21 protein-coding genes and 1 pseudogene are annotated in these 24,292 nt (G+C 37.9%); 13 read left to right on the top strand and 9 right to left on the bottom strand.

Annotated features, from left to right (window positions below; genetic code table 11):
* Nucleotides 1–21: 21 nt before the first annotated feature.
* Together CJZ72_RS15230 and CJZ72_RS15225 are read right to left on the bottom strand one after the other, a co-directional pair.
* A pseudogene (locus CJZ72_RS15230) lies at nucleotides 22–634 on the bottom strand (transposase).
* Nucleotides 576–1,127 carry a transposase family protein gene (locus CJZ72_RS15225; RefSeq protein ID WP_227260218.1) on the bottom strand — a complete coding sequence of 184 codons (552 nt, stop codon included), beginning with the start codon at nucleotides 1,125–1,127 and terminating at the stop codon, nucleotides 576–578. Before CJZ72_RS15225 ends, CJZ72_RS15230 begins: the two are co-directional and overlap by 59 nt.
* Before the next feature lie 356 nt (nucleotides 1,128–1,483).
* On the opposite strand from CJZ72_RS15225, the gene CJZ72_RS04545 reads away from it, so the two are divergent.
* Nucleotides 1,484–2,914 carry an ATP-binding protein gene (locus tag CJZ72_RS04545; RefSeq protein WP_198324544.1) on the top strand — a complete coding sequence of 477 codons (1,431 nt, stop codon included), beginning with the start codon at nucleotides 1,484–1,486 and terminating at the stop codon, nucleotides 2,912–2,914.
* Nucleotides 2,915–3,216: 302 nt separating this feature from the next.
* Nucleotides 3,217–3,486 carry a BrxA family protein gene (locus CJZ72_RS04540; protein WP_081135160.1) on the top strand — a complete coding sequence of 90 codons (270 nt, stop codon included), beginning with the start codon at nucleotides 3,217–3,219 and terminating at the stop codon, nucleotides 3,484–3,486.
* Nucleotides 3,487–3,524: 38 nt separating this feature from the next.
* Here the strand turns inward: CJZ72_RS04540 and CJZ72_RS04535 are convergent, their stop codons facing one another.
* Nucleotides 3,525–4,703, bottom strand: a complete 1,179-nt coding sequence (locus CJZ72_RS04535; RefSeq protein ID WP_081133701.1) for an IS256-like element ISEfm2 family transposase — start codon at nucleotides 4,701–4,703, stop codon at nucleotides 3,525–3,527.
* Between the two features lie 311 nt (nucleotides 4,704–5,014).
* On the opposite strand from CJZ72_RS04535, the gene CJZ72_RS04530 reads away from it, so the two are divergent.
* A complete protein-coding gene (locus tag CJZ72_RS04530) occupies nucleotides 5,015–6,664 on the top strand; it encodes a MutS-related protein (protein WP_081135248.1) in 1,650 nt (549 codons plus the stop codon).
* 266 nt (nucleotides 6,665–6,930) lie between these two features.
* Here CJZ72_RS04530 and CJZ72_RS04525 read toward each other — a convergent pair whose 3' ends face one another.
* Nucleotides 6,931–7,161 (bottom strand): hypothetical protein, encoded by a 231-nt coding sequence (locus CJZ72_RS04525; RefSeq protein WP_081135250.1) that lies wholly within the window; start codon nucleotides 7,159–7,161, stop codon nucleotides 6,931–6,933.
* A gap of 12 nt (nucleotides 7,162–7,173) precedes the next feature.
* A complete protein-coding gene (locus CJZ72_RS04520) occupies nucleotides 7,174–8,406 on the bottom strand; it encodes an MFS transporter (RefSeq protein ID WP_095443654.1) in 1,233 nt (410 codons plus the stop codon).
* Between the two features lie 126 nt (nucleotides 8,407–8,532).
* Between CJZ72_RS04520 and CJZ72_RS04515 the strand changes: the two genes are divergently transcribed.
* The 7 genes from CJZ72_RS04515 to CJZ72_RS04480 all read left to right on the top strand — a co-directional run bounded on the left by CJZ72_RS04515 (nucleotide 8,533) and on the right by CJZ72_RS04480 (nucleotide 16,261).
* Entirely contained in the window at nucleotides 8,533–9,387 is an 855-nt protein-coding gene (locus tag CJZ72_RS04515; protein WP_081135252.1) for an Rgg/GadR/MutR family transcriptional regulator, read from the top strand.
* Between the two features lie 694 nt (nucleotides 9,388–10,081).
* A complete protein-coding gene (locus tag CJZ72_RS04505; protein ID WP_005879070.1) occupies nucleotides 10,082–11,017 on the top strand; it encodes an ABC transporter ATP-binding protein in 936 nt (311 codons plus the stop codon).
* Nucleotides 11,010–11,780 carry an ABC transporter permease gene (locus CJZ72_RS04500; RefSeq protein ID WP_081135255.1) on the top strand — a complete coding sequence of 257 codons (771 nt, stop codon included), beginning with the start codon at nucleotides 11,010–11,012 and terminating at the stop codon, nucleotides 11,778–11,780. The genes CJZ72_RS04505 and CJZ72_RS04500 overlap by 8 nt, the downstream gene beginning before the upstream one ends.
* 248 nt (nucleotides 11,781–12,028) lie before the next feature.
* A complete protein-coding gene (locus tag CJZ72_RS04495; RefSeq protein ID WP_005879074.1) occupies nucleotides 12,029–12,550 on the top strand; it encodes a GNAT family N-acetyltransferase in 522 nt (173 codons plus the stop codon).
* A 108-nt stretch (nucleotides 12,551–12,658) separates the two neighbouring features.
* On the top strand, nucleotides 12,659–13,627 hold the full coding sequence (locus CJZ72_RS04490) for a tRNA dihydrouridine synthase (protein ID WP_081135257.1): 969 nt from the start codon (nucleotides 12,659–12,661) through the stop codon (nucleotides 13,625–13,627).
* Between the two features lie 266 nt (nucleotides 13,628–13,893).
* Nucleotides 13,894–15,387, top strand: a complete 1,494-nt coding sequence (locus tag CJZ72_RS04485; RefSeq protein WP_081135260.1) for a phytoene desaturase family protein — start codon at nucleotides 13,894–13,896, stop codon at nucleotides 15,385–15,387.
* On the top strand, nucleotides 15,371–16,261 hold the full coding sequence (locus CJZ72_RS04480) for a phytoene/squalene synthase family protein (protein WP_095443653.1): 891 nt from the start codon (nucleotides 15,371–15,373) through the stop codon (nucleotides 16,259–16,261). Before CJZ72_RS04485 ends, CJZ72_RS04480 begins: the two co-directional genes overlap by 17 nt.
* Before the next feature lie 301 nt (nucleotides 16,262–16,562).
* Here the strand turns inward: CJZ72_RS04480 and CJZ72_RS04470 are convergent, their stop codons facing one another.
* The 3 genes from CJZ72_RS04470 to CJZ72_RS04460 form a co-directional block, all read right to left on the bottom strand.
* Nucleotides 16,563–17,816, bottom strand: a complete 1,254-nt coding sequence (locus CJZ72_RS04470; RefSeq protein WP_095443652.1) for an ROK family transcriptional regulator — start codon at nucleotides 17,814–17,816, stop codon at nucleotides 16,563–16,565.
* A gap of 223 nt (nucleotides 17,817–18,039) precedes the next feature.
* Nucleotides 18,040–19,632 carry an SWIM zinc finger family protein gene (locus CJZ72_RS04465; protein ID WP_081135271.1) on the bottom strand — a complete coding sequence of 531 codons (1,593 nt, stop codon included), beginning with the start codon at nucleotides 19,630–19,632 and terminating at the stop codon, nucleotides 18,040–18,042.
* A gap of 128 nt (nucleotides 19,633–19,760) precedes the next feature.
* On the bottom strand, nucleotides 19,761–20,228 hold the full coding sequence (locus tag CJZ72_RS04460; protein ID WP_081135275.1) for an Rrf2 family transcriptional regulator: 468 nt from the start codon (nucleotides 20,226–20,228) through the stop codon (nucleotides 19,761–19,763).
* 125 nt (nucleotides 20,229–20,353) lie between these two features.
* On the opposite strand from CJZ72_RS04460, the gene CJZ72_RS04455 reads away from it, so the two are divergent.
* From CJZ72_RS04455 to CJZ72_RS04445, 3 genes are all read left to right on the top strand, one after another.
* Nucleotides 20,354–21,199 carry an SDR family oxidoreductase gene (locus CJZ72_RS04455; protein ID WP_095443651.1) on the top strand — a complete coding sequence of 282 codons (846 nt, stop codon included), beginning with the start codon at nucleotides 20,354–20,356 and terminating at the stop codon, nucleotides 21,197–21,199.
* A gap of 473 nt (nucleotides 21,200–21,672) precedes the next feature.
* Nucleotides 21,673–22,947: a glycoside hydrolase family 73 protein gene (locus tag CJZ72_RS04450; RefSeq protein ID WP_081135282.1), complete on the top strand. Its 1,275-nt coding sequence runs from the start codon at nucleotides 21,673–21,675 to the stop codon at nucleotides 22,945–22,947.
* A 195-nt stretch (nucleotides 22,948–23,142) separates the two neighbouring features.
* The gene (locus CJZ72_RS04445) at nucleotides 23,143–23,583 is read left to right on the top strand and encodes a DUF2798 domain-containing protein (protein ID WP_005876920.1); all 441 of its coding nucleotides are present in this window, start codon (nucleotides 23,143–23,145) and stop codon (nucleotides 23,581–23,583) included.
* A 117-nt stretch (nucleotides 23,584–23,700) separates the two neighbouring features.
* On the opposite strand, the gene CJZ72_RS04440 is transcribed toward CJZ72_RS04445, so the two are convergent.
* On the bottom strand, nucleotides 23,701–24,216 hold the full coding sequence (locus tag CJZ72_RS04440) for a PadR family transcriptional regulator (protein ID WP_081135285.1): 516 nt from the start codon (nucleotides 24,214–24,216) through the stop codon (nucleotides 23,701–23,703).
* Between the last annotated feature and the right edge of the window lie 76 nt (nucleotides 24,217–24,292).

The raw sequence follows: 24,292 nt of genomic DNA, 5'->3' as shown, positions 1-24,292 counted from the left end.
GTTCTGTGCGCCGCATATTTTTTAATTTTCAAAAATCAGTCCTTGTTGTAAATAAATTCGTGCACGGAAATTATAGAAGTTGCGATAGCCAAAAGCGATTCGTTTGATCAACTTGATTTTGTTGTTTAGTCCTTCCGTAACGCCGTTTGAGTGAGAAATTTTGAAAGCATACGCAATGCCTGATTGGTAGCGACGAAAGATCGTGAATTTCTTTTTTAAACGATTGAGGCAGCGTAGGCGCAATCGTTTTAAGAGTTTCTTGAAAGCCCTCCGGATCTCGTTTAGCGAAATAATAGCGTAATAATTGACTAAAGTAATACGCTTCTCGCAATTCATCGTTGTAGCTTAAGAGTTCATCAATGATTTCTGTTTGACTGATAGGGCGTTTAAAAAGTCGGTGATACACCTGTTTGAGTGGCTCCAATGTGGTGGAATCTTTGAGTAAAAGTTTCCAATATCGTTTGAGTCGGCGGTACTTTTTCTGATCTTCGGTGTGTGAACTTCGAAACCGATTCATGATTTGTACACGTAATTGATTGAAGCTACGATTGATGTGTTGGACAATGTGAAAGCGGTCAGTCACGATCTCTGCATTCGAAAAAGACTGTTTTAAGTAGCTGACAATAGCTAGCATTCATATCCATGCACAATACCTTCGGAAGGTAGTTTTGACGTGGCTGATAATGCTTCGTTGCTTCACGCAAGATGCGTGTTACCGTTCCGTCCGAGACAAAGTACTTCTTAGCGATCAGTTTACGCGATTGATTTTCGTATAGTCCCATAAGAATCGCCTGTTTCAGTTCCTTTGTTAGTTGGTGGTGTTCATCAACTAGGTCAGTTTTTGCAGAAAAGGTCTGCCCACACTCATGGCAGAGAAAACGGGTACGTTTCAATTCTAAAATCGTCAACTTTTCTTTGAATTTCACCATTTGTGTGCGTGTCGTATATGAACCGTTGTAGATAATACATTTCGATCCGCAATGTTCGCAATAAGAAAGCGAGTCATCCAATCTGCCACTAATAAACTGTGCTTGAACGCCTTTATATTGTTTTTCAATCAGCCATTCTTCATCAAAAAATAAATGTTTATCTGTTAATCCGAGTAATTTTCTAGTATGATTATCCATAGAGAGACTCCTTTGGTAGGGTAATGTTTTGGTCGACTAAATTTTACCAAATGTGAGACTCTTTTTGGATTGAAACAAAGAAAAAAGTGTTGGTAGAAAATCGATTTCGATTTCCACCAACACAAAATATTATAGAACCACTTTTTTTCGTGTTTCGCCATGGTATTTGGCACTTACGATGAAATTGTTGAATCAGAGCTAATCTGAGAAAATGCGAGTTAGTCAAGATGCTGAATATGCTATAATTATTGAAGTTCAAGGCGTTTTAGCGCAATAGAATAGTATCTAAGGTAATTAGGCTTTTATGGCTCTATTAATGACTCGATAGTAAAAAATACCAATACGAGGTGAGGATCTTGGAATTTGACTTGCAATCCCTTCAATATGAAAAAGAGGGGCAATTATTAGACCGTAAACGAGCTAGTATTGAACCGAAGAAAGTGGCTGAACATATCAGTGCTTTTGCGAATGCTGAAGGTGGAACTTTGGTAATTGGAATTGAAGATGATGGAGAAATAACAGGGTTTAAATTCCCGAAAACAAAATCAATCGAAGCTTATATCGAGGCACCTTATGATTTTTTAGCTCGGTTTCCTAAGTATGAAGTTGAACGTATCCCTGTTTTGAATTCTAGCGAAGAAGATGATGAGATTCTGTTATTCTGCATTGAACCGAGCTATGATTCAATCATTTCACTAAAAGATGAATCAGTCTTTTTGCGAGTAAACGACAAAAGTAAAAAGCAAAACCATTCACAAATTACCCAGTTAGAATATGATCGTGGTTCAAGAAAGTTTGAAGAAGAACTGGTCGAATATTCCTCGCTCGACGATGTGAATGAGGATGTAGTAGAAGAGTTCCGACAGCTATTAGGAACTACTGTTGAAACAGAAAAATTATTGAAGGCACGTGGTTTTTTGCGCAATGGCAAATTAACTGTTGCAGGACTTTTATTATTCAGTGATAATATTACAGCCTTTATGCCCAGTGCCAGGATTCGTTTCCTGCGTTACGAAGGTGTAAAAGCAGAATCGGGCTCACGCTTAAATATCGTGAAGGATGTGACATTTGATCAAGCACTTCCGACTACGATTCGCGAAGCTCGTGCGTTTATCAAGACGCAATTACGGGATTTTACTTTTTTAGGGCAAGATGGACGGTTTGTCACCTTGCCTGAATATCCTGAATATGCATGGTTTGAAGGTGTGATTAATGCAATTGTTCATCGCAGATACGATAACCAAGGTGATCATATCCGTATTAAAATGTTTGATGATCGGTTAGAAATATCCAGTCCAGGAGCTTTACCGGCCTCGGTTACTTTAGAAAATATTAAAGACGAGCGTTATTCTCGTAATCCCAAACTTGCTGCAACCCTCACCTTATATAAATGGGTTAGAGAATCAAATGAAGGTGTAGGACGTATTTTTGAAGAGATGAAAGAGTATTTTTTAGATGCACCAATTTATGAAGAACCACATGGGAGCGCAGTTCAGCTGACGTTGAAGAATAATATTATCGCTCGAAAAGACCGTGAAACTGGGAGAGTTAGTGAGATTGTAAGTGCTGAGATTTTTGATGGACTTAACGAGTTGGAAGAATCTGTTGTAAGGTATCTCTATAATAGTGGACCATTAACACCTGCGGAAGCCGCACAACTCATTGGCAGGAGTGCAGTTCCAACAAGAAAACTATTAAACAAATTAGTTGATATGAGAATCATAAAAGTTCATCAGTCCCACCCCAAAGATCCTCATAAATTTTACACATTAGAGGGTATCGAGTAGCTATCGAGTAGCTATCGAGTAGCTATCGAGTAGCTATCGAGTAAAGGTGTTAATTTCAATTAAAACATTGATAAATTAGGATTTACAGCTATCAATTAAGCTGTTGAGTAGCTATCGAGTAGCTTTCGACCTGATTAAAATTCGTTGGATATAATAACGTATAAGAGCAAAATGAATTGATTTTTCTGATCGAGTGGCATAACTTGAAAAGGTAGTTCTTTTACTCCTTTTTGTAGAGATTATTAAGCAACACTTCAGAGTGGGGTTCTAGACTAAAATTAGAAAAAGTGAAAGGATACACAATGGTTAAAAAAAATTATAGTGCCGGACTTGTTTCCCAGAGATTTTGGTTTTATGAAATAAAAGAATATATTAATCTGTTAAACGAAGGTAGGACAGATGCTGAAATTAAACAGTTAAGTGAATCCAATAATATTTTTGGTGCAGTAAGTAACAGTCGATCTATGGAAATTTATAATGGTGCTAGACGACGAGTGAAAGCACTGGGTAGGGATATGCAGGAACTATTTCCACAATTTAATATAGATAATCATGTAAGGGAGCGTCAATAATTTTGTGTAAATAACTCGTCCTTCTGCAAAATAATGGGTTACTCAGTAAACATTGAAGCTAATGTATCCGTCACTTGTTGGAAGCCTTTATGGCTTCTATTTAAGAATTTTTGATTGTATGTATCAAAGATGGATACTAGGAAACGCTCTAGTGATTCTTCATTTTGAAACTGCTCTTTTCTGCGGCTGTATTTCTTGATTTGTTTATTGAAAGATTCGATTAAATTAGTTGAGTAAATGCTTCGGCGGATACCAGGCGGAAACTCATAAAAAGTCAATAAATCTTGATTTTTTATCAGTGACTGCGTCACTTTAGGATAAGTTTTCTGCCACTTCTCAATCATACTCCCTAAAAAGGTATTTGCCTCTTCCTTTGAGCTAGCTTGATAAACAGCCTTAAAATCATCACAGATTTCTTTTCGATCTTTGACACGTACTTTATGAGCAATATTACGGGAAACGTGAACACAGCAATGTTGGTATTTAGCTTTAGGATAAATCTGGTGAATCGTATCTTTCATGCCTTTTAAGCCATCGGTAATAAACAGTAAGACATCATGAACCCCTCTGGAGTAAATGTCCTCTAACAACTCATTCCAAACGTAGGTCGATTCAGTCGGAGCAATCGCATAACTTAGTACTTCTTTAGTGCCGTCTTCTCGTATACCAATGGCAATATAGATTGCTTCTTTGGAGACGGTTTGCCGTTTTAAAGGAATATAAGTAGCATCCATGAAAATAGCGACATACTTATCATTTAGAGTTCTAACTTTAAATGCATTTACTTCTTCAGTCAGCACTTTAGTCATGTTGGACATGGTTTGGGGCGTGTAGTGATGCCCATACATTTTCTCAATCAAGTCTGCGATTTCCGACATGGTAATACCTTTTCGGAAGAGGTGAATGACGGTCTCCTCTAAGGTATCATTCGTCCGTCTATAAGCAGGAACAGTCTGTTGCTTGAACTCGCCGTTGCGGTCGCGCGGAATCTGGAGATGAAGTTCCCCGTACTCGGTCTTGACCGTACGGTCATAGGAGCCGTTACGAGAATTACCCGTGTTAAAACCAATGCGATCGTACTTTTCGTAATCGAGGAAAGCCGTTAACTCCGTTTTGAGAAGCGTATTGACAGCTTTTTCCAAATGGACACGGAATAATTCATTCAAATCGCCTTTGTTCGCTAGAGTCTTTAGAATTTCTGTAGTAAAATCGTTCATATGGAAGTCCTCTTTTCTGTGAATGTGTTGTGGTAACTCTATTCTACAGAAGGGACTTCCTTTTTTCTATTTACACAAAATATTTTACACTCTCGATGATGATATCTTGAACGTCTGATTTTCTTCCTCATTTTTACATAAAATTTATCTGTTTTAGGAACGTTATAGATTTTTTTCTTCATCTTTTCTATGTTGTTCGAAAAATGCAACAGAAAGCAAGAATGTAAAAAGCGATACCTCGCTAAAATAATCCCTCCCCTCCAAGCATTTCAATGCTATACTTAAGCCAATTGAAAGATGGAGGAAGCGGGATGGATCAAAAAACGTTTATTGTGGCAATGATTCTTGCGGTCATTGTTTTATTGATTGGTTTGGAAGTGCATGCGCGGTATAAATTAAAAGAAAGTGTCCACCAAAAATGGGGAAAGTTACCTTATCAGCCGCGGTTTGATAAAGAAGAGAGCTTGAAGGATGCATGGTTGACGGAGAAAAAGTTTCGTTCGTGGGCCAGTGAAGTAGATGATTTGACGTGGTATGACTTGGACATGTTCGAGGTGTTTGAGGGGATCAATCTGACGTATTCGAGTATTGGCTCAGAGGCGTTGTATCAACGGTTGCGAAGCTTTGATTTTACGGAGGATAAACGGTTGGAACGATTGATCGCTTTTTATCAAGAAGAGCCATTGGTTCGTGAAAAGATCCAATATCAATTTGCCCGGCTTGGTAAAAAGGATGGAAATTTTACCAAGCAATATCTGGCAGATGGGAAAAGTAAGAAAATCGGACATATCGGGTTATTTACTTTTCTAGGTTTTTTACCGCTCATTGGCGTACTTCTGCTTTTATTAGGGCAAGTTTTTGGAGTGTATTTAGCAATCGGTAGTTTGGTTTTTAATACGATCTATTATCAAGTAAAAAAACAGACATTAGAAACAGAGCTCAATAGCATGGGCTATCTGGTTTCAACGATTTCAACGGCTAATCAGCTGGCCAAGATCAAAACACCATTCCAAGAAGAATTGCGACAAAATGTGAAACCGTTAAGAGATATTCCTAAATTTGGTTTTTCTTTTCGTGTGAAAAGTGGTTCGGAAGCGGAAATCATATTTGATTACGTGAATATGATGTTTATGTTGCCGTTTATATCTTATCATTTTGTCATTAGTAAATTAGAAAAGAAAACAGCAGAAGCAATGAAAGTGTGGGAATTACTGGGAGAATTGGAAGTTGCGGCGGCGGTGTTGAATTATCGAACATATATGCCGATTAATTGCCAACCACAATTCGCTAAAGGTGGCGTAGAAGCGGAAGATTGCTACCATCCGCTATTGGCGGAAGCAGTGGTAAACCCAGTTGACTGGCATAAGAATACTTTAGTGACGGGTTCGAATGCTTCCGGGAAATCTACCTATGTAAAAAGCATTGCCATTAATTGTATTTTAGCTCAAAGTATCCAAACGGTGTTGGCGGAACGTTTTACGCTTGAACATGGTCATGTGTTGACATCAATGGCAATCGAGGACGATTTGTTTGAAGGTGACAGCTACTTTGTTTCAGAGATCAAGTCGATAAAACGATTGCTGGATCAAGTGGCATCTAAAGAGCGTTGTTACTGCTTTATTGATGAAATTTTAAAAGGGACAAACACGATTGAACGGATTGCCTCTTCTGCAGCAGTGGTGAACTGGTTGTCTGATTATCCATCTTTGGCATTTGTAGCGACACATGATATCGAACTGACGGAAATTTTAAAAAATGAGTGTGAGAATGTCCATTTTGAAGAACAAGTCACACCAGAAAAAGGAATTAGTTTTGATTTCCAATTAAAAGCAGGACCAGCGATAACCAGAAATGCGATCGCGTTATTGAAAGTGTTGGATTACCCTGATAAATTAGTCAAAAATGCGAAAGAAGAAGCTACTTTCTTTGATCATAATCGCACGTGGCGTGTATTTGAGTAAAAAATGAGATAAAAAGGAACAACGGGATGACTTCATCCGTTACATCTAAATAAGTAGCGGGAATAGAAATGGCTCCTCTGAAATAAGTTGAAATGAGGTCGAGACAAAAGTCGCTTAGGTTTGAGAAATTGGAGAGAAAAGAGGTTGGGATAGAAGTGTTTAACTCCGAGAAATAAGAAGAAATTTACGGAAATTGCTTTTCAAATTTTTGTGAATTTCGGCTTATTTAAGAAGGAGTTGCTTCTGCTCCCACCGTTTATTCGTTTTTAAAGAATGAGATAAAAGTGTTTCTTACTTTTGTCCCATGTTTTTTTTATTTCCGAAAAACCTGACTTTTGGCTGCCGTTTATTCGAGAGTCTGTAGCAAAACTGATTTTTAGATTTGCCACACATTCGTTTTGTTTCGTGAGCCACTTCTTTCCCACCTTTTCATGTCTAATTTTAAAAGAAGAGGATTTTTTCTCCGCTATTTTTAAAAGGGTGATTTGTTCTTGCAATAGTTGTTATCACTATTTGACTCTACTCTTTTTAATAACGTGGACTATCAATAGGAAGAGTGAACTAATCAGCAAGAGGTAGATAGCCCATTCTGGTGAGAAAAGACTAGAAATAGCAACGACGACAAATGTTGCAAGTGGTGCAAGACCAATCAGCAATGTATTGACCATTCCGATTGTGGTAGCTAGTTTTTCTTTTTCTGCTACACTGACGATCCAACCAGTTAATTTGGGGATCATGGTGCCTACAAGAAAATAAATGGGCACGAGCAGTAACAAGATAGCAAAAATTTTGTGAGTCAAAATGACGGGCAAAAGCAGACAAATACTAACTAAACAAAAAACAATCAACTGTTCGAGTGAAACGTTTTTCAAATATTTGGTACCCAATAAGCCACCCAATGCTAACGATGCAGAAACAGTCACATTCAGCAAGACAAGCGTAAAACCATAGGAACCAACAATCAACTGCTTATCTGCTACGATCAGCATTTGTAGGATGGGTACAAGTGAAGAAAGCATCCCATTAAGAAAAACAACAGCAGAGATGACTCCCAGCAATGAAGTCTCGTCTTTCAAGGTGTGAATACTAGTGATGATGACTTTTCTAAAAGATCGTTGCGATTGCTCACTAGAGAAATGTTCATTGATAGACAATACTTTGTGTCGTTTGAAAAAAATGAACATGATCGTTCCAGACAGAAAGAAGGTCAATGCATTCACTACGGCAAGTTGCGCATAGGTAACAATAAACAATAAAGATGCACCAGCAAATTGTGCCATAATACTAAGAATTTGTGACATGCTTTGAGTGAAGCCAGATGCTTGGACGAATTCACTTTCTCCAGTTACTCGGACAATCAAGGGTTGTCGTAACCCGGAAGCATAAGTGCCATAAAAATCAGAAATCAAGTTTAGTAGAGCAATCGCACCGATGATGAACCACCCTGTACTATCAAGAACAAACAAGCTACCTACGAGTAGATAAATCCCTGAACGAAAAAGATCAGATAAAATCAGAAAGCAAGCTCTTTTTCTGGTACTATCAGCAAGGTAGCCCGTATAAGACGAGAACATTTGTGGAATCAACTCTGAAGCAGTGATCAAACCGATAGCCAACTGAGCATTTGGCAGTGTAGAAACGTACGTCATCATTGCTAAATAAAATAATTTATCACCAATCATTGAAAAGAAATTAGCAAGTGAGAGTTGGCGAAATGCACGATTGTGAATAAAAACATCCATAATAGGAACCTCCTTTTTTGTTACTGTATCAGGAAGGTAGAGAAGATGTGTGGAACTTTCGTATACGAAATAGACTTGTAAAAGGAAAAAACTATCAGTATCTTTATAGCAAAGGGGAGTGAAGGCATGGAGATTGGCGAAATCTTGAAATTGTATCGAAAACAAAAAAAGAAGACGCAGACAGAATTTATTCAAGGGATCATTTCTGAGTCATATTATTCAAAAGTGGAAAACGGGCAACATCGGATCAGTGCAGAAGACTTATTTGAATTATTACAAAGAAACCATATCGCCTTACAAGATTTTACTGAGTATTTAGCTCTAGATAAGAAGCGAAGCACCGTAAAAGTATTCGAAAATAAATTGTGTGTCTTGTTTTATGAAGATCAACTAGATGAGATAAAGGACATGGCTGCTTCGGTTAACTTTGTTTCTGAACTGAGTGATCATGAAAAAAAACTAGTAAATGTCTTAGCGGAAGTACTAACCAGCATAATAGAAAAAGGGACAGTTTCTGAAGAAAGCAAACGGTTTTTAAAGTCTAAGATAATCGAAGATGAGAATTGGACGATCCAATCGATGAAATTGTTTACGAATACATTGCATTTATATGAATTTGAAGAGACAGTTTTTTTATTTCAAACGTTGATTAGAAAACGTTTAAATTTTCAATTTGATACATTGAATGATGAAACGAAAACATTTACGACACTACTTTTGAATTTTATCGGTATATGCCTTAACAAGGGGGAATGGGCATTGTTGAGGAAGCCCTTGGAATTACTAGCACGAATGCCTAAAACACCAGATTTTGCATTTTATCAATTGATGCGTTTATTTTATATTGAATTGATCCACTTGCTCCATGAACCTGTCGCATCTAGGGAGAAGTTAAACCAAGTGATTGAAGCTGTTTCTTTAGTGAGCGGCGATCATTTTTCACAGGATCTACGAGCGATAGTGACCGATCAGCTCCAATAATCAGTAGAGATTGCTTAATCAATAAAATAAATCTACCCATTTTATTTGTTTTGGTTAAACTAAGAGAAACGGGCAACATCAAAACTAGCCTCAAAGGGAGAATAAGCTTTGGGGAGAAAAGACTTGTCCCGTTTTAACTATTATTGTTTGGAGAGGAGGAGCTGATGTTCTTTTTACATTTTGATTACTTTATACTTTTTCTGTATATGATTGGTTTAGGAATGGTGTTGGGAATCATTGCTTTTCGCAAGAATTTTACATATTTATCGCGGTTACAAAAGTTAAGTGTTGTTTTAATTGGTATTGGTGTAACAGGAATATTCTTATTTACGCTCATCGTACAAATTATGTGGACTCTTAATATGTAACCAGAAGAATGAGAGTTGGAAACAGAAGGGATTACTTCTACTTTCGACGTTTATCCATACCTAAATTGGGAGAGCATGGGACAAAAGTAAAAAACACTTTTGTCCCATGCTTTAAAAACGAATAAACGGTGGGAGCAGAAGCAACTCCTTCGGAAATAAGCCAAAATTCACAAAAATTTGAAAAGCAATTTTCGTGAATTTCTTCTTATTTCTCGGAGTTAAACACTTCTGTCCCAACCTCTCTTTTTTTGGTCTTTTCCACGGATGAAAAAGGAGATTTCATGGTACAATAGAGAATCAGTTGAACAAAGGAGATCATTAGAAAAATGACAAATGCTCTTGAAATAAATGGATTAAAAAAAATATATGCAACAGGGGTCGAAGCGTTACGTGGGATCGACTTGACTGTTGAGGCGGGAGATTTTTATGCGTTGTTAGGCCCAAATGGTGCAGGAAAATCAACGACGATCGGTATCATCACGTCTCTAGTCAATAAAACTTCGGGTAAGGTAAAAGTATTTGGGTACGACCTGGATACCGATTTGGTTCGAGCAAAACAACAGATTGGCTTAGTTCCACAAGAATTCAATTTCAATCCTTTTGAGACGGTACAACAAATCGTAGTGAACCAAGCAGGTTATTATGGGGTTTCACGCCAAGAAGCGCTAAAACGCAGTGAAAAGTACTTAAAACAATCAAATTTGTGGGAAAAGCGAAATGTGCGGGCACGGATGCTTTCTGGCGGGATGAAACGCCGGTTGATGATTGCTAGGGCACTGATGCACGAACCTAGATTGCTGATTTTAGATGAACCTACTGCGGGTGTAGATATAGAATTGAGACGGGAGATGTGGGAGTTTTTACGTGAATTGAATGAAAGTGGCACAACGATCATTTTGACGACCCATTATTTAGAAGAAGCAGAAATGCTGTGTCGAAACATTGGGATCATCCAATCAGGTGAGTTGATTGAAAATACAAGTATGAAATCATTACTCTCCAAGTTACAGTTTGAAACGTTTATCTTTGATTTGGCACCATATGAGCAAACACCTACGCTTACAGGCTATAATTACTCGTTTGAAGATGAACGGACAATTGCGGTGGAAGTCGAACGTGATCAAGGTGTCAATGGCATCTTCGATCAGTTTAGTCAACAAGGTGTCAAAGTTCTTTCGATGCGGAATAAGTCGAATCGTTTGGAAGAATTATTCTTGAAAATCACGGAAGAAAATGGTCATGTGGAGGAAAAAAATGTTTAGTCTTTATTTTACAGCTTTAAAAAGTTTAGCTATCAAAGAAACCAATCGCTATTTACGTATTTGGGTCCAAACTTTAGTCCCACCTGTTATTACTACGTCCCTTTATTTTGTTATTTTTGGTAAAATGATCGGCGGGCGTATCGGGGATATGGGCGGATTTTCTTATATGCAGTTTATCGTACCTGGACTGATCATGATGTCAGCGATCACTAGCTCTTATGCGAATGTTTCATCGTCCTTCTTCTCGCAGAAGTTCCAAAAAAATATTGAAGAGATCTTGGTTGCTCCAGTGCCTACACATGTGATTATCTGGGGCTTCGTCATTGGTGGATTAGGACGTAGTGTACTGGTAGGATCGTTGGTAACGGTAGTGTCGCTCTTTTTTGTTCCACTACATGTCCATTCGTGGGTGATCATCATCGTGACCTTGTTGATGACGGCGATTTTATTTTCTCTTGCTGGGTTGATCAATGGGATCTTTGCTCAATCCTATGATGATGTATCGATTGTACCGACATTTGTTTTACAACCTTTGACGTATCTAGGTGGAGTATTTTATTCGATTTCAATGTTACCGCCTGTTTGGCAAGCTATTTCAAAAGTCAATCCAATCGTGTACATGATATCTGGATTCCGTTATGGTTTTCTTGGGACAAAGGATGTACCGATTGGCGTTTCCCTTACGATTTTAGTCTTGTTTATCATCGTCCTATACTCAGCTTGCTGGTATTTGATCAATAAAGGCCGCGGGTTGAGAAGTTAAAACATTGCCAGAAAGAAGCTGAGAGGTTAACTCCGAGAGGCAAGAAGAAATTAATGGAAATTGCTTTTGTGAATTTCGGCTTTTTTTTCGAAGAAGCTGTTGCTACTTTCGCCATTTAAATGTATTTAGAGCGTGAGATAAAAGTAGTACTTACTTTTATCGCGCTCTTTTTTATCAAATTTTAAGATAGAGTTGCTCAAGGATCATTGTTTGTATTAAAATAGAAAATTAAAAAGGAGTGGATGGGAATGAGCCTTGTATTTCGGGAAACAACAGTAGAAGATTTGCCAGCTGTGATGAAAATCATCAATGATGCGAAGGCGTTGTTAGCGGCTGCCGGCAGTCCACAGTGGCAAAATGGCTACCCTAATGAAGAAACGATCAAAAATGATATTGAAGAGGGGATTTCTTATATTCTTCTAGTCGATGGAGTGGTGGCTGGAACACTGGCATTGCAACGGACACCAGACAAAAATTACCAAGAAATCTTTGAAGGAACGTGGGAAAATGAAGCAGATCCATATACAACGATCCACCGTATTGCCCTGTCGGAAGAATTTCGTGGGCAAAAATTGGCGTATCGCTTGATTGAATTTGCAGAAGCTGAAACGAAAAAACAAGGAATCCATCAAATTAGAGTGGATACACACAAAAAGAACAAAGGGATGCAGCGTATCATGGACCATAGTGGTTTTGAGTTGCGAGGCATCGTTTATGTGAGTGACTATACAGATAATGAACGATTGGCTTATCAAAAGCTTGTTCGTTAAAGAAGTGAAGCGCTGATTTTGCTTCTTTTACATATAACTAGTATAATGACCATGTTTTTTTAAAGATGAAGATCACTAAAGAGCCAGTAATGAAATGGAGTGTATGATGTGAAAGAAAATTTTTGGGCAGCGTTACCTAAGCCCTTTTTTATATTAGCCCCGATGGAAGATGTCACAGATGTGGTTTTTAGGCATGTCGTGAAAGAAGCAGGCGCACCTGATGTATTTTTTACTGAGTTTACAAATTCAGATAGTTTTTGTCACCCTGATGGTAAAGAAAGTGTTCGAGGTCGATTGACTTTTACAGAGGATGAACAGCCTATGGTAGCACATATCTGGGGGGATAAGCCAGAATTCTTCAAAGAAATGAGTATCCAACTGGCTGAAATGGGATTTAAAGGGATCGACTTGAATATGGGGTGTCCTGTACCAAATGTCGCTGAACGAGGCAAAGGCAGTGGGTTGATCCTTCGTCCAGAAGTAGCGGCGGAATTGATCCAAGCTGCAAAGGCAGGGGGACTACCGGTTAGTGTGAAAACACGGATTGGGTTCACGCAACAATCGGAATTAGATGATTGGATCAGCCATCTCTTGAAACAAGATATCGCGAATCTTTCTATCCACTTACGAACAAGAAAAGAAATGAGTAAAGTAGCTGCCCATTGGGAGTTGATTCCAAGGGTTGTAGAGCTGAGGGATGCACTTGCACCGCAAACATTGATCACTATCAATGGGGATATTCAAGACCGACAAATGGGCTTGGAATTGGCAGAAAAATATGGAGTAGACGGCATTATGATCGGCCGAGGGATTTTCAAAAACCCATTTGCTTTTGAAAAAGAAGCGAGAGAACATTCGTCAGAAGAACTGATTGCATTACTCCGCCTACAATTAGATCTGCAAGATCAATATGCGCAGATCATTCCACGTTCGATCACAGGATTACACCGTTTCTTCAAAATCTATGTCAAAGGTTTTCCTGGTGCAAACGATCTGCGTGTTCAACTAATGAATACCAAAACAACAGATGAAGTGAGAGCAATACTGGACACATTTCAAGCGAACAAAAACAGATAAGGCTGAGATGAAATAATCAAGGCCAAAAATATAAGCCGAAATTCACGGAAATTGCTTTTTTGATTTTTGAGAATTTCGGCTTTTTTAAGCACTACTTCTAGTTGCATCATTTAATCAGTTTGGTAGTGAGAGACAAAGTGAGCTAGTTTTTATCGCTCATTCATTTTCATAAAAACAGATTTTTGAGCGTATTAGTTTATCGCTTGATAAATTTAATGATATCCTAAAATTGATCGAGTGATAAAGAAAGAGATGTAGGTGATCCCATGAAAAAGATTCTCGTAATAGGCGCAGGAGTCGCCGGTCTAAGTGCCGCAGTTCGGTTACAAAAATTAGGTTATGCAGTAACACTGTACGAAAAAGAAAGTCAGCCTGGTGGGAAAATGAACCAAATCAAAAAAGATGGCTTTACTTTTGATTTAGGGCCAACTATCGTGATGATGTCCGAAATCTATCGTGAAGTTTTTGAATTTTGTGGAAAAGACCCTGATGACTATATCCCAATGAAAAAAGTTGATCCGATGCTCAAATTATATTTCAACAAGGAGCGTCCTCTTGAATTTTCCAATGATTTAACTGAGTTAATGCGAACGTTAGAAGACATATCATCAGAAGATGCTCAAGGATATATGGCTTTTTTAGCCGATATCTACAAACGTTATACGATTGCCAAAGAAGCTTTTATAACCAAGTCTTTTCGCGGATTCTGGGATTTTTATAATCCTAAATCATTGTGGGCAGGGATTCGCTTGCGCACATTCAGTGACGCATATTCGTCTATTTCAAAATTCGTGAAAGATGAACGCTTAAGAAAATCACTGGCATTTCAAACATTATATATTGGTGTTTCTCCTTACCAAGGGCCATCATTATATACGATCATTCCGATGATCGAGTTATTTTATGGTGTGTATTTTATTGAAGGTGGCATGTACACGTTAGCGACTTCTTTGGCTAAGTTATTTGTAGAATTAGGCGGAAAAATAGAATATGGAACGCCTGTCGATGAACTGATCATCGAAAACAAAGTAGCTAAAGGAGTTCGTATTGGAAAAAAACAAGTTACAGCTGATGCGATTGTTTGCGGTGCTGATTTCCCTTATGCGATGCAAGAACTGATTCCAGATGAACGTAAAAGAGGAAAATATACGAATAAAAAAATCGAGAACATGGAGTATTCTTGTTCCTGCTTTTTGATGTACTTAGGGTTAGATAAACGCTATCCGGAAGAGCAATTGCATAGTATTTATTTTGCCGATGATTTTAAGCAAAATGTGGATGATCTATTTGAGATCGGTAAGTTGCCGGAGGACCCATCCTTTTATTTGTATCGTCCATCATTGATGGATCAAACACTTGCCCCTGAAGGACAGGAAGGGCTGTATGTATTGGTCCCTGTTCCGGAGTTATCGATGTACGAGGATTGGTCAGATGCGGTCGTTCAAGAGTATCGGCAAAAGGTCTTGACGTTAATCAAAGAGAAGACACTCTTCAAAGATATCGAAGCACACATTGTCTCGGAAACATATATGACACCAAAGGATTTTGAAAAACAGTTCAATGCATACAATGGTGCAACCTTTGGATTGAAGCCGACATTGAAACAAAGTAACTACTACCGTCCGCATAACAAGTTTTCTGCGGCAAAAAATTTATATTTCTGTGGAAGCAGTACCCATCCAGGCGCAGGTGTACCGATCGTGATGCAAAGTGCGAAGCTAGCGGTAGAGGAGGTGTTGAAAGATGACAGGCGACAATGAACGATTGTTTGAGATTTATCAAGCGGATTTTACTTACTGTGAAGCAGTCATCAAACAACACTCCAAATCATTCTATACCGCTTTTTCTCAACTGCCAAAAAGAAAGGCACAAAGTGTTTATGCTATCTATGCTTTTTGCCGCCAAGCAGATGATCTCATTGACTTGGAAGGAAATATTGAAGGGTTGGATCAGTTAGAACAACAATTGACCGACTTTGAAGCAGGAAAAGTCCCCAATACTCCTATCTGGCGTGCGTTAGCTGTGGTGTTTGCAACTTTTCCGATGGATTTAGCACCCTTTTACGACATGCTCAATGGTCAACGAAAAGATATATCATTTACGCAACCAAAGGATATGAAGGCACTTGAGGACTATTGTTACTATGTAGCTGGAAGCGTCGGACTAATGTTGCTGCCATTGTTGACGGACCAAGCAACTAAAATAGCTGAACCAGCAAAAAAATTAGGTGAGGCGATGCAGCTGACCAATATTTTGCGTGATATAGGGGAAGATTACCAAATGGGCAGAGTATATTTACCAAAAGAAGAGATGGAAAAATTTCAAGTAACAGAAGAAACGTTGGAAAATAAAGCAACTACACCAGCTTTTATTGCTTTATGGGAATCTCTGGCTGTGCAAGCAGAAGAACGGTATAAGCAATCTTTTGAAATGCTACCATTGATCCACAAAGATTGTCAGCTAGCACTAACAGCTGCAGCGTTTATTTATCGGGAGCAACTAGAGGCTATTAGAAAAAATCACTATCAAGTGTTTACTAGAAAAAATAAAATCAGTCATTTCCGTAAACTTCAATTGCTACGTGAAGTGACAAGTTATTTGGAAAAAATCAATCGGACTTCTTCTTTTATCTGAAAAAACGATAAAGGATCCACTCAGAACAATCTGTGGAAAAGGAAGAACAAAAAAGTTGTTTGTTTGGATCTAGACTTATTTTAAAAGGAATTGTCTTTACGCTGTATATTCGAAAAAAGAGGTCGAGATAAAAGTCGTTTAGGTCTGAGAAATTGAAAAAAAACGAACAATACGCTTTTTGTATTGCTCGTTTTTTTTCAATTTCCGGAAAACCTGACTTTTGGACGCCGTTTATTTGAGAGAGGCTGAGATAGAAGTGTTTAACTCCGAGAAATAAGAATAAATTAGCGAAAATTGCTTTTCAAATTTTTTTGAATTTCGGCTTATTTCCGAAGGAGTTGCTTCTGCTCCCGCTGTTTATTCGAGAGTCTGTAGCAAAACTGATTTTTAGATTTGTCCCACATTCTTTAAATTTTAATTTGCGGATGTTCAAGAAGTGTTGAGCAATGACAGCTACGCCGCCGAAGAGAATTGCTTTTTCCCCGAGAAGTGTATTTCGAACAATGATTTCTTTTGTAAAGCGACTGCTTAGGGCGTTATTGATATAGTCGATCATTATCGGCAATTTACGGTAGAGGGGACTGTTGACCACGATGATATCAGGATCATAGATCATACTGATATTATTGATACCAATACTTAACAATTCCGCATTTTTTTTTATTAAATGAAGTGCATCAGGATCTGCTTGATTCGCATAAGTCGCAATGATGTCTGAATTCGCATATTCAAGGTTTTTTTTGTGCGCAAATTCTTCATAGATGGCTTTGTTTGAAGCATATTGTTCTAAACAACCATGATTGCCACAGGGACAAGGGATGCCGTTGGGATACAAAATCGTGTGGCCGATCTCTCCAGACTTGCCATGTTTACCGATTTTTAAAATCCCGTCTTCCACAATGCCGCAACCAATGCCACTATGGCTACTGATACTGATCAAATTTTGTAAGGGAGAAGAAAAAGTATATTCACCTAAAGCAGCTAGATTCGCTTCGTTATGGATAAAAACCGGGAATGAGTAGTGATCCATCAATTGCTGTTTCAAATCAATCGTGTCTAAATCATAATAAGGGGTAAAAATTGCTTGTTCATCCAAGATGACCCCGTGGATGCCGATCGTCACACCTACGATATCATACGGCGTGGATGGGTTATGTGTCATCAAGTCAGCAATCGCTGTTTGCAAAAGTGCAACTACGTTTGTCGAATCAACAGAGATTCTCTCTTTTTCGATCGTAGCAATCGGCGTGCCATCAATATAAGACAACATCCCCTCTAGATAGTCATAGCCGACATCAAAAGAAAGAGCAGTGGCAACTTTTCGATTGAATGTCAACATGATCGGCTTTCTGCCACCAGAGATTGAGGCATTCCCAATACGAGTTTGAATGATTAGTTGATCAGCCAACAATTTTTTGGTGATGTCTGAAACAGAAGCTTTGTTCAAACCAGTGGTAGCAGCTAACTCAGCTCTAAAGACTTCTTGTTTGTCGATGATGGCTTTAAGAATGTTTGCTTGGTTACTTTCGCGAATGGTATATTTGCTTGAAATCATAAAAATTCCTTTCCTTATCCAGGAGATATAGGTAATATAACAGGATTATCTATAAGTATATAGTGAAATAAAAAGTTTAACAAATGAATTTTTTTAAATGGTATCCCTATAAAAACGGTCGTTATAAAAAAGATACCGAAGATGACCTGTCACCTTAAAAGTAAGTGGTACTAAAAAGGGGACAAGCCACCGCCAGATGATATGAGCAGGTAGTCATTCCTCGTTATAGTTTCTTTTCAACTAATTTTAATTCTTCAAGTAGGGCTTTTCGTCGAGGATACTTTTCCTTTAATTCTTTGATCAAGAGTTGAGCGGAAACGATACTATTTGGTAAGCTAGCCATTTCTGTGATTAATCGAGCAATTTTGTGATAATGCGTTCGAGTACCGGTTGGCTGGGCCATCTTTCGTAGTTCATATTCATATTTCTGTAAAAGGGCATCTGGTGCATGCTTTTTCAAATAAATGAAATAATGGCTCGCATCTTCTAGTCCAGGTGCTTTAAGTACATAATCCAGCAGTAAATCATAGCGCTTTTCTTGTGAATAGAATAAGCCCACACCGACATGGTTTCGTAATTTTTCGAATAAGTCGGCACTACGTTTTTCCCATTCTTCGGGTGTACAAACTTTTTTCAATTGATGGATCAAATTCATATCTACTACACTATTTTCAATCAATAAGTGATAGATTTGATTTGCGTATTCCTGTATGTTGCCTAATTTTTGGTAAAGTCGTTTTAGGGAATAACGATGTAGTAAAACCAAATCTGGAGAATGATTATCCATTTCGATGCTTGCTTTCAATACAGTGACAGCTTCAGCATACGCCTTCTTTTTTTTGAGATAGTCCACATATTGCGAACGTGCAGTAGGAGAAGACCAGTTTTCTTTGACCGCATAGTGGATCTGATTGGCCGAATAATTCAGCATTTCCATCTGTTTCACTGAAAGAAACCGTTTTGGGGTTGCTGGATTCTTTTTTTTCTGGGTATTACTAGCGTAACCCGTATCTTCTGAATGACTGCCTATTTTCTCATTCAAGAGTTTATGTATGTATAAATTAGAATAGATTCGTTGTGGATCGCCTGCTTGAGCGGTAAGTCTTTGGATCAACTCTTCTTCTTCTCTTGCTGTAGCATAACGGAACAGTATTTTTAAAGAGGTATAACAATGGGTCAGCAAGCGATCAATTGCTTGAGCAGAATAACAAATTTCTGAAAAGTCGATTATTTTAATGACTGCATTGACTATTTCAAAACCATGTAAAATCTTCCTCTGTTTAATTGAACGTTTCACTTGTAACTCTGTAAAGAGGATCATCTCTGTTATGAATACGTCAATTCTTTCAGAAAGGGTATCGCCATCAATGTTATTTTTATGAGTTGTGACAATTGTGTCGGAATGAGCAGGCGCTGCTGATCCATCTAGTGAAATATGCCGGTAAAAGCGTTGCGCCAACCGCGGATTCTCTTGTAAAACAATAGTCAAAAAACTTTGGATCTGCGTGTCATCTGCATGAGTGATCGATTGTGCTATCTCTCGCTCGCATTCTTTGGGAAAATGCGTTTCATATTCGAATAAGAGCGCAACTAAGTGGGGACATTGTTTTACAGATGGGCACAGGCAATCACAGGTTGTGTGTAAGATCTGATGTGTATCATCTAAAAGAATCATGGCATTTTTCTCTGTATCATCCGTGATTTTAGCGGTCATTTGTTGTTTTTCAATCGTAAACTCAAGGACACGCTTTTCTAAAAAATAAGAGTAACCTAGGTCTAACGTCTTTTCTAAAAAATAACTTTGCCAATCTTTCAAAGTAAATTCCTCCTTAAAACTTTTTTACTTAATAAGTTTAACGGATAATAGAAAGTAAAACAGTATTTTTTTCATAATACTATTGTTATTTAATAGAAAATGAATAAGAACTTTGTCGAGAATTTAACCTACAAAAATTTTTCAATGATTTCTTGATTTTCTGGGCGATGCTCATTTTCTAGTACAGCAATTTTATGGATCAACTCTGCTAAAGTCATTTGTTCCATTTCTCGTTCCACTTTTTCTTGTAATCGAGAATAGCTTTCTGTCAAAGCTTCTTGGATATTGGCGCCCACCACACAATTTGGGTTGGTTTTTGGGTCGACTTGGATCAAGTTTGTGTTGCCTTCAATGCTTTGATACACATCAAGTAGCGTGATTTTTTCTGGTTTTCTTGCTAAAGAAGGAGCTGCTTTGCCATTTTGAGTAATAATCAGTCCAGATTTTTTTAGTTTGCTCATGATTTTTCGGACATTTGCTGCGCTAGTTTCGATACTTTTGGCAATCATTTCACTTGATAATAGATTGCTGTCTTGGAAGATTTCAATGTAGGCTAAAATATGGATTGCATCACTGAATTGTAAAGAATATTTCATAGGAATACCTCCTGGTAGTTTTTCTCTTGACTTATCTTAGCATACTCTTTAAGATAATGGTGTAACTTATAAATGTACAGGTTAGAAATTTAAGAAATAGTTAGACAATCAAAGGAGTGGTCAATATGACTTATTTAGTAACAGGAGCAACTGGTGGTTTTGGGAAATACGCTGTAAATTATTTGAAAGAGCTTGTTCCAAATGAAGAAATCTATGTGCTTGCTCGGAGTGAAGAAAAAGGAGCAGGGTTAAAAAATGAAGGGTTGAATGTTCGAATTGGTGATTATTCTGATCTTTCGTCGATGAAGAAGGCATTGACAGGAATCGATCGTTTGCTTTTTGTTTCTGGTGCACCGGGGAATCGTCAAGAGGAACATGAGAATGTAGTGAAGGCTGCGAAAGAAAGTGGTGTCTCTTATATTGCGTATACTAGCTTTGCAGATGCAGATCATTCAACTAGTATCTTAGCTCCCGATCATCAATTTACAGAGAAAGTAATCAAAGATTCTGGTATTCCCCATACTTTTTTGCGGAATAACTGGTATTTAGAAAATGAATGGCCAATTATCGAACTTGCTTTAAAGACAGGTCGTTTTGTTTATGCTGCAGGTGACGGAAAAACAGGATGGGCGCTAAAACGCGAATACGCAGAAGTGGCAGCTAAAGCAGTAGCAGGTTCTGCATTTCCAGAAGTACTAGAATTATCAGGAAAACCAGTCACTTATGAAGAACTAGGTCAAACGTTGAAACAAGTGGTAGATCAACCGATTGAAATCATTCAAACTGACAATCAGGGATTTATGAAACACTTGGAAGAAGCAGGCTATCCTGAAACAGCGGCACAAATGTTTGCAGCTATCCAAGAGGATATCAAAAATGGCCAACTAAATGTTGTGTCTGATGATTTTGAAAAAGCATTAGAAAAACCGTTGATTTCTTTAGAAGAAGGCTTAAGAGAGTTAATGAAGTAACCCAATAAGAAAAGTGTTCCAGATGGCGTAGGATGTCGAGACAAAAGTGTTTCTTACTTTTGTCTCGACATCTTTTTTTTTGAAATTCCCGAAAAAAACTGGCTTTTGGACACCGTTTATTTCCGAAGGAGTTGCTTCTGCTCCCACCGTTTATTCGAGAGTCTGTCAAAAAACTGATTTAGAGAGCGTCGATTGGGATGCTTTTTTTAGATGTTTTTTAGATGTTCGAAAAATTTTTCTGCTACTAGTGATACGGTTGATGTTTGTTCACAGATCAAAGAAGAAATTGAGGCTTTTCCTCTTTCTTCTTTTTTTTGAAGTAAACGTAACCATTTTTTCTTTATTTCATGTATACTGATTAATGTGTAGGATTTATGAGAATTTTTTTAGAATAGTTACTATTTTAACCATAAAATTCAACATTTAGACTATACAACATTCAGATAATAAAAAGAATCAATAAGGAGAGTGTCATGAAATTTAGAAGTTTTCTACTAAGTACGATTATTTTAGGGAGCCTAGTTGTCACCAATGCAACCGTTCTAGCAGAAGAAATCGGATCATCAACCTCTGAGACTACTGAAGTCAATCAAATGAATGAAGTACAAACAACCGAAACAAGTGCTAGTGTTCTAACACAAACAACGGAGGCTGTAAGTACAACAGATACAGTAACGGATACTTCCGCTACAAATGAAATGGCAACAAATGAAACAGCAACAAGTGAAACACCAACAAACGAAAATCCAGAAACAGCAGAAGAAATCACAAATCAATTGACGGATGGACAAACGATCACACATACGCACCAAGCAGATTTATCTGAATTTACAAATGGTGTGATGGCGCGGTCAGCTCGAGTTGCCAACACTTCGCAGCAAGCATTTATCGATAGCATTGCTTCTTCCGCTCAAAGTCTAGCGAATGAAAATGATTTATATGCATCAGTTATGATCGCCCAAGCGATTGTAGAAAGTGGTTGGGGGAAAAGCACACTGTCCGCAGCTCCAAACTATAACTTATTTGGGATCAAAGGGAATTACCAAGGGCAATCTGTCACGATGCCAACTTCTGAATATGTAAATGGGCAGTGGATCACTGTCAATGCAGCATTTAGAAAATATCCTTCCTATAAGGAGTCATTGCAAGACAATGCCAAAGTATTAAAAACGACTTCTTTCCAATCTGGTGTATATTACTACTCTGGTGCTTGGAAAAGTAATACCAAATCATACAAAGATGCAACAGCTTGGTTGACTGGTCGTTATGCGACCGCACCAAATTATGGGTCCACATTGAATAGTGTCATCGAAACCTATAATTTGACCCAATATGATACAGCGAAGGTGTCAACTTCCCCAATGTATCGCCTCTACAATAGACATACAGGTGAACATTTGTATACATTGAATGCTGGAGAAAAAGATTATTTGCCAAAAGTGGGCTGGAAATATGAAGGGATTGCTTGGCAAGCACCGAATAGTGGCCAACCGGTTTATCGGATGTATAACCCTTATAGCGGAGACCATCACTATACAATGGCACAATCAGAAATCAACTTTCTAAAACCATTGGGCTGGCGTTATGAAGGATTGAGCTTCTATTCTGGGGGTTCCAAACCGATTTATCGCCTGTTTAATCCAAATGAAAAAACTGGAACACATCACTATACTCTAAGCGCTTCTGAAAGAGATTTCCTTACGCCATTAGGTTGGAAATATGAAGGAATAGGTTTTTACGGATATTAGTCCGCTTGTTTCACTAACTAAATAAAAAGAAGACCCTTTTCGATTGATTTCTTTATTATCAGGTCAGTAGACTGACAGGTAGATGAAGCATAAGTCGTAAAAGGGCTTTCTTTTTTTATTTGAAAAAAAATACTTACACAAAAGTTTTAAATGTGCTACGATGGCCTTCGTGACAAAAATAAAGGAGTGGTATATTTGCCTACAAACAAAAAAGAAGGAATAATTTTTACAACAATGATGTGTTTCTTGATGGTATTAGGAATGAGTGTGTACAATCTATGGCTTCATGGAGACTTGCAATTTTCTAGTCTTTTAATCGGTCTAGTACCTGGATTCGTTGTTGCCTTCATTTTAGATGTGTTTATCATTGGAGTTATTGCAAAAAAAATAGCTTTCAAGCTACCTGTTAATCCAGAAAGCAAGTTTCAGATGATCGTGACGATTTCTTGTCTAATGGTCTTAGGAATGGTTACTTGCATGTCTTTATTTGGTATCATCCTTGAACAAGGTATTCCAGATCAATTACTTTCTTCATATTTAAATGCTTGGAAAATGAATGTGATTGCTGCATTGCCTTTGCAATTACTGATCGTTGGTCCAATTTCTAGAAGTGTATTAAGTAAAATCCAAAATTAACAAAAGGTATGTAATGATTCAATAGATGTAAAAAAAAGCCGACTCTTCATTGGAGCGGCTCTCTAAGTTGGACTTCTAACTTACGGGGGCGTTTCAATAGTGAGGGGCTTTTTTTATTTAATCGAAAAAGGTTTGCATCATTTCTCGTACTTGTTGGCACCAATCAAGTTCTTGTTGGCAAAGTAAGATTCGACGCTGGATTACGACATAACGACCAAATTCTTCTCGTTTATCAATCGAAAGATCGACCAATTTTGCTTGGTTTTTTTGCATGATTTTGTTCAATTGCTGTTCACGTGTAAAAAGCAATCCAGTTGCTGTTGTTTTATCTAAGGTTGAGAAGGCGTAGATTTTGGCTAGAAATTCGTCTTTTTGCGTAGGAGCAGGAGTTTCTTCTTTGATCCATTCTTCTACTAAAGAACGTCCTTCATCGGTTAACGTATAAATCTTTTTTTGGGAATGTTCTTCAATTTCTAGAACAGTGATATACCCTTTCTGGTCTAATTTTGCCAAGGTAGTATAGATCTGGCTGTGGTGAGCTTCCCAAAAAATCGTAATAAGTTGTTTCAATTCATAACCTGATCGAGGTTTAGACAAAAGAACGCACAATAAGATATAGGCTAAAGTATTCATACGATACCTCCTGACTGATTTCTTTTTATTATAGCACATTCTTTCTTCCTAAGTTTACATGTGCATATTGACATGT

The sequence above is a fragment of the Enterococcus durans genome (genome assembly GCF_002277935.1).
GTDB classification, from domain to species: Bacteria; Bacillota; Bacilli; order Lactobacillales; family Enterococcaceae; genus Enterococcus_B; species Enterococcus_B durans.
The sequence above is the reverse complement of the archived record's forward strand: the minus strand, read 5'-3'. Positions and strand labels throughout refer to the sequence as shown.

What these genes read in the sequence shown, in the direction of transcription:
- CJZ72_RS04500 (WP_081135255.1), top strand. Translation starts at nt 11,010, where the DNA reads ATGTTTAGTCTTTATTTTACAGCTTTAAAAAGTTTAGCTATCAAAGAA.
- CJZ72_RS15225 (WP_227260218.1), bottom strand. Translation starts at nt 1,127, where the DNA reads ATGGATAATCATACTAGAAAATTACTCGGATTAACAGATAAACATTTA.
- CJZ72_RS04540 (WP_081135160.1), top strand. Translation starts at nt 3,217, where the DNA reads ATGGTTAAAAAAAATTATAGTGCCGGACTTGTTTCCCAGAGATTTTGG.
- CJZ72_RS04505 (WP_005879070.1), top strand. Translation starts at nt 10,082, where the DNA reads ATGACAAATGCTCTTGAAATAAATGGATTAAAAAAAATATATGCAACA.
- CJZ72_RS04535 (WP_081133701.1), bottom strand. Translation starts at nt 4,703, where the DNA reads ATGAACGATTTTACTACAGAAATTCTAAAGACTCTAGCGAACAAAGGC.
- CJZ72_RS04495 (WP_005879074.1), top strand. Translation starts at nt 12,029, where the DNA reads ATGAGCCTTGTATTTCGGGAAACAACAGTAGAAGATTTGCCAGCTGTG.
- CJZ72_RS04470 (WP_095443652.1), bottom strand. Translation starts at nt 17,816, where the DNA reads ATGATTTCAAGCAAATATACCATTCGCGAAAGTAACCAAGCAAACATT.
- CJZ72_RS04440 (WP_081135285.1), bottom strand. Translation starts at nt 24,216, where the DNA reads ATGAATACTTTAGCCTATATCTTATTGTGCGTTCTTTTGTCTAAACCT.
- CJZ72_RS04455 (WP_095443651.1), top strand. Translation starts at nt 20,354, where the DNA reads ATGACTTATTTAGTAACAGGAGCAACTGGTGGTTTTGGGAAATACGCT.
- CJZ72_RS04485 (WP_081135260.1), top strand. Translation starts at nt 13,894, where the DNA reads ATGAAAAAGATTCTCGTAATAGGCGCAGGAGTCGCCGGTCTAAGTGCC.
- CJZ72_RS04520 (WP_095443654.1), bottom strand. Translation starts at nt 8,406, where the DNA reads ATGGATGTTTTTATTCACAATCGTGCATTTCGCCAACTCTCACTTGCT.
- CJZ72_RS04515 (WP_081135252.1), top strand. Translation starts at nt 8,533, where the DNA reads ATGGAGATTGGCGAAATCTTGAAATTGTATCGAAAACAAAAAAAGAAG.
- CJZ72_RS04480 (WP_095443653.1), top strand. Translation starts at nt 15,371, where the DNA reads ATGACAGGCGACAATGAACGATTGTTTGAGATTTATCAAGCGGATTTT.
- CJZ72_RS04450 (WP_081135282.1), top strand. Translation starts at nt 21,673, where the DNA reads ATGAAATTTAGAAGTTTTCTACTAAGTACGATTATTTTAGGGAGCCTA.
- CJZ72_RS04460 (WP_081135275.1), bottom strand. Translation starts at nt 20,228, where the DNA reads ATGAAATATTCTTTACAATTCAGTGATGCAATCCATATTTTAGCCTAC.
- CJZ72_RS04530 (WP_081135248.1), top strand. Translation starts at nt 5,015, where the DNA reads ATGGATCAAAAAACGTTTATTGTGGCAATGATTCTTGCGGTCATTGTT.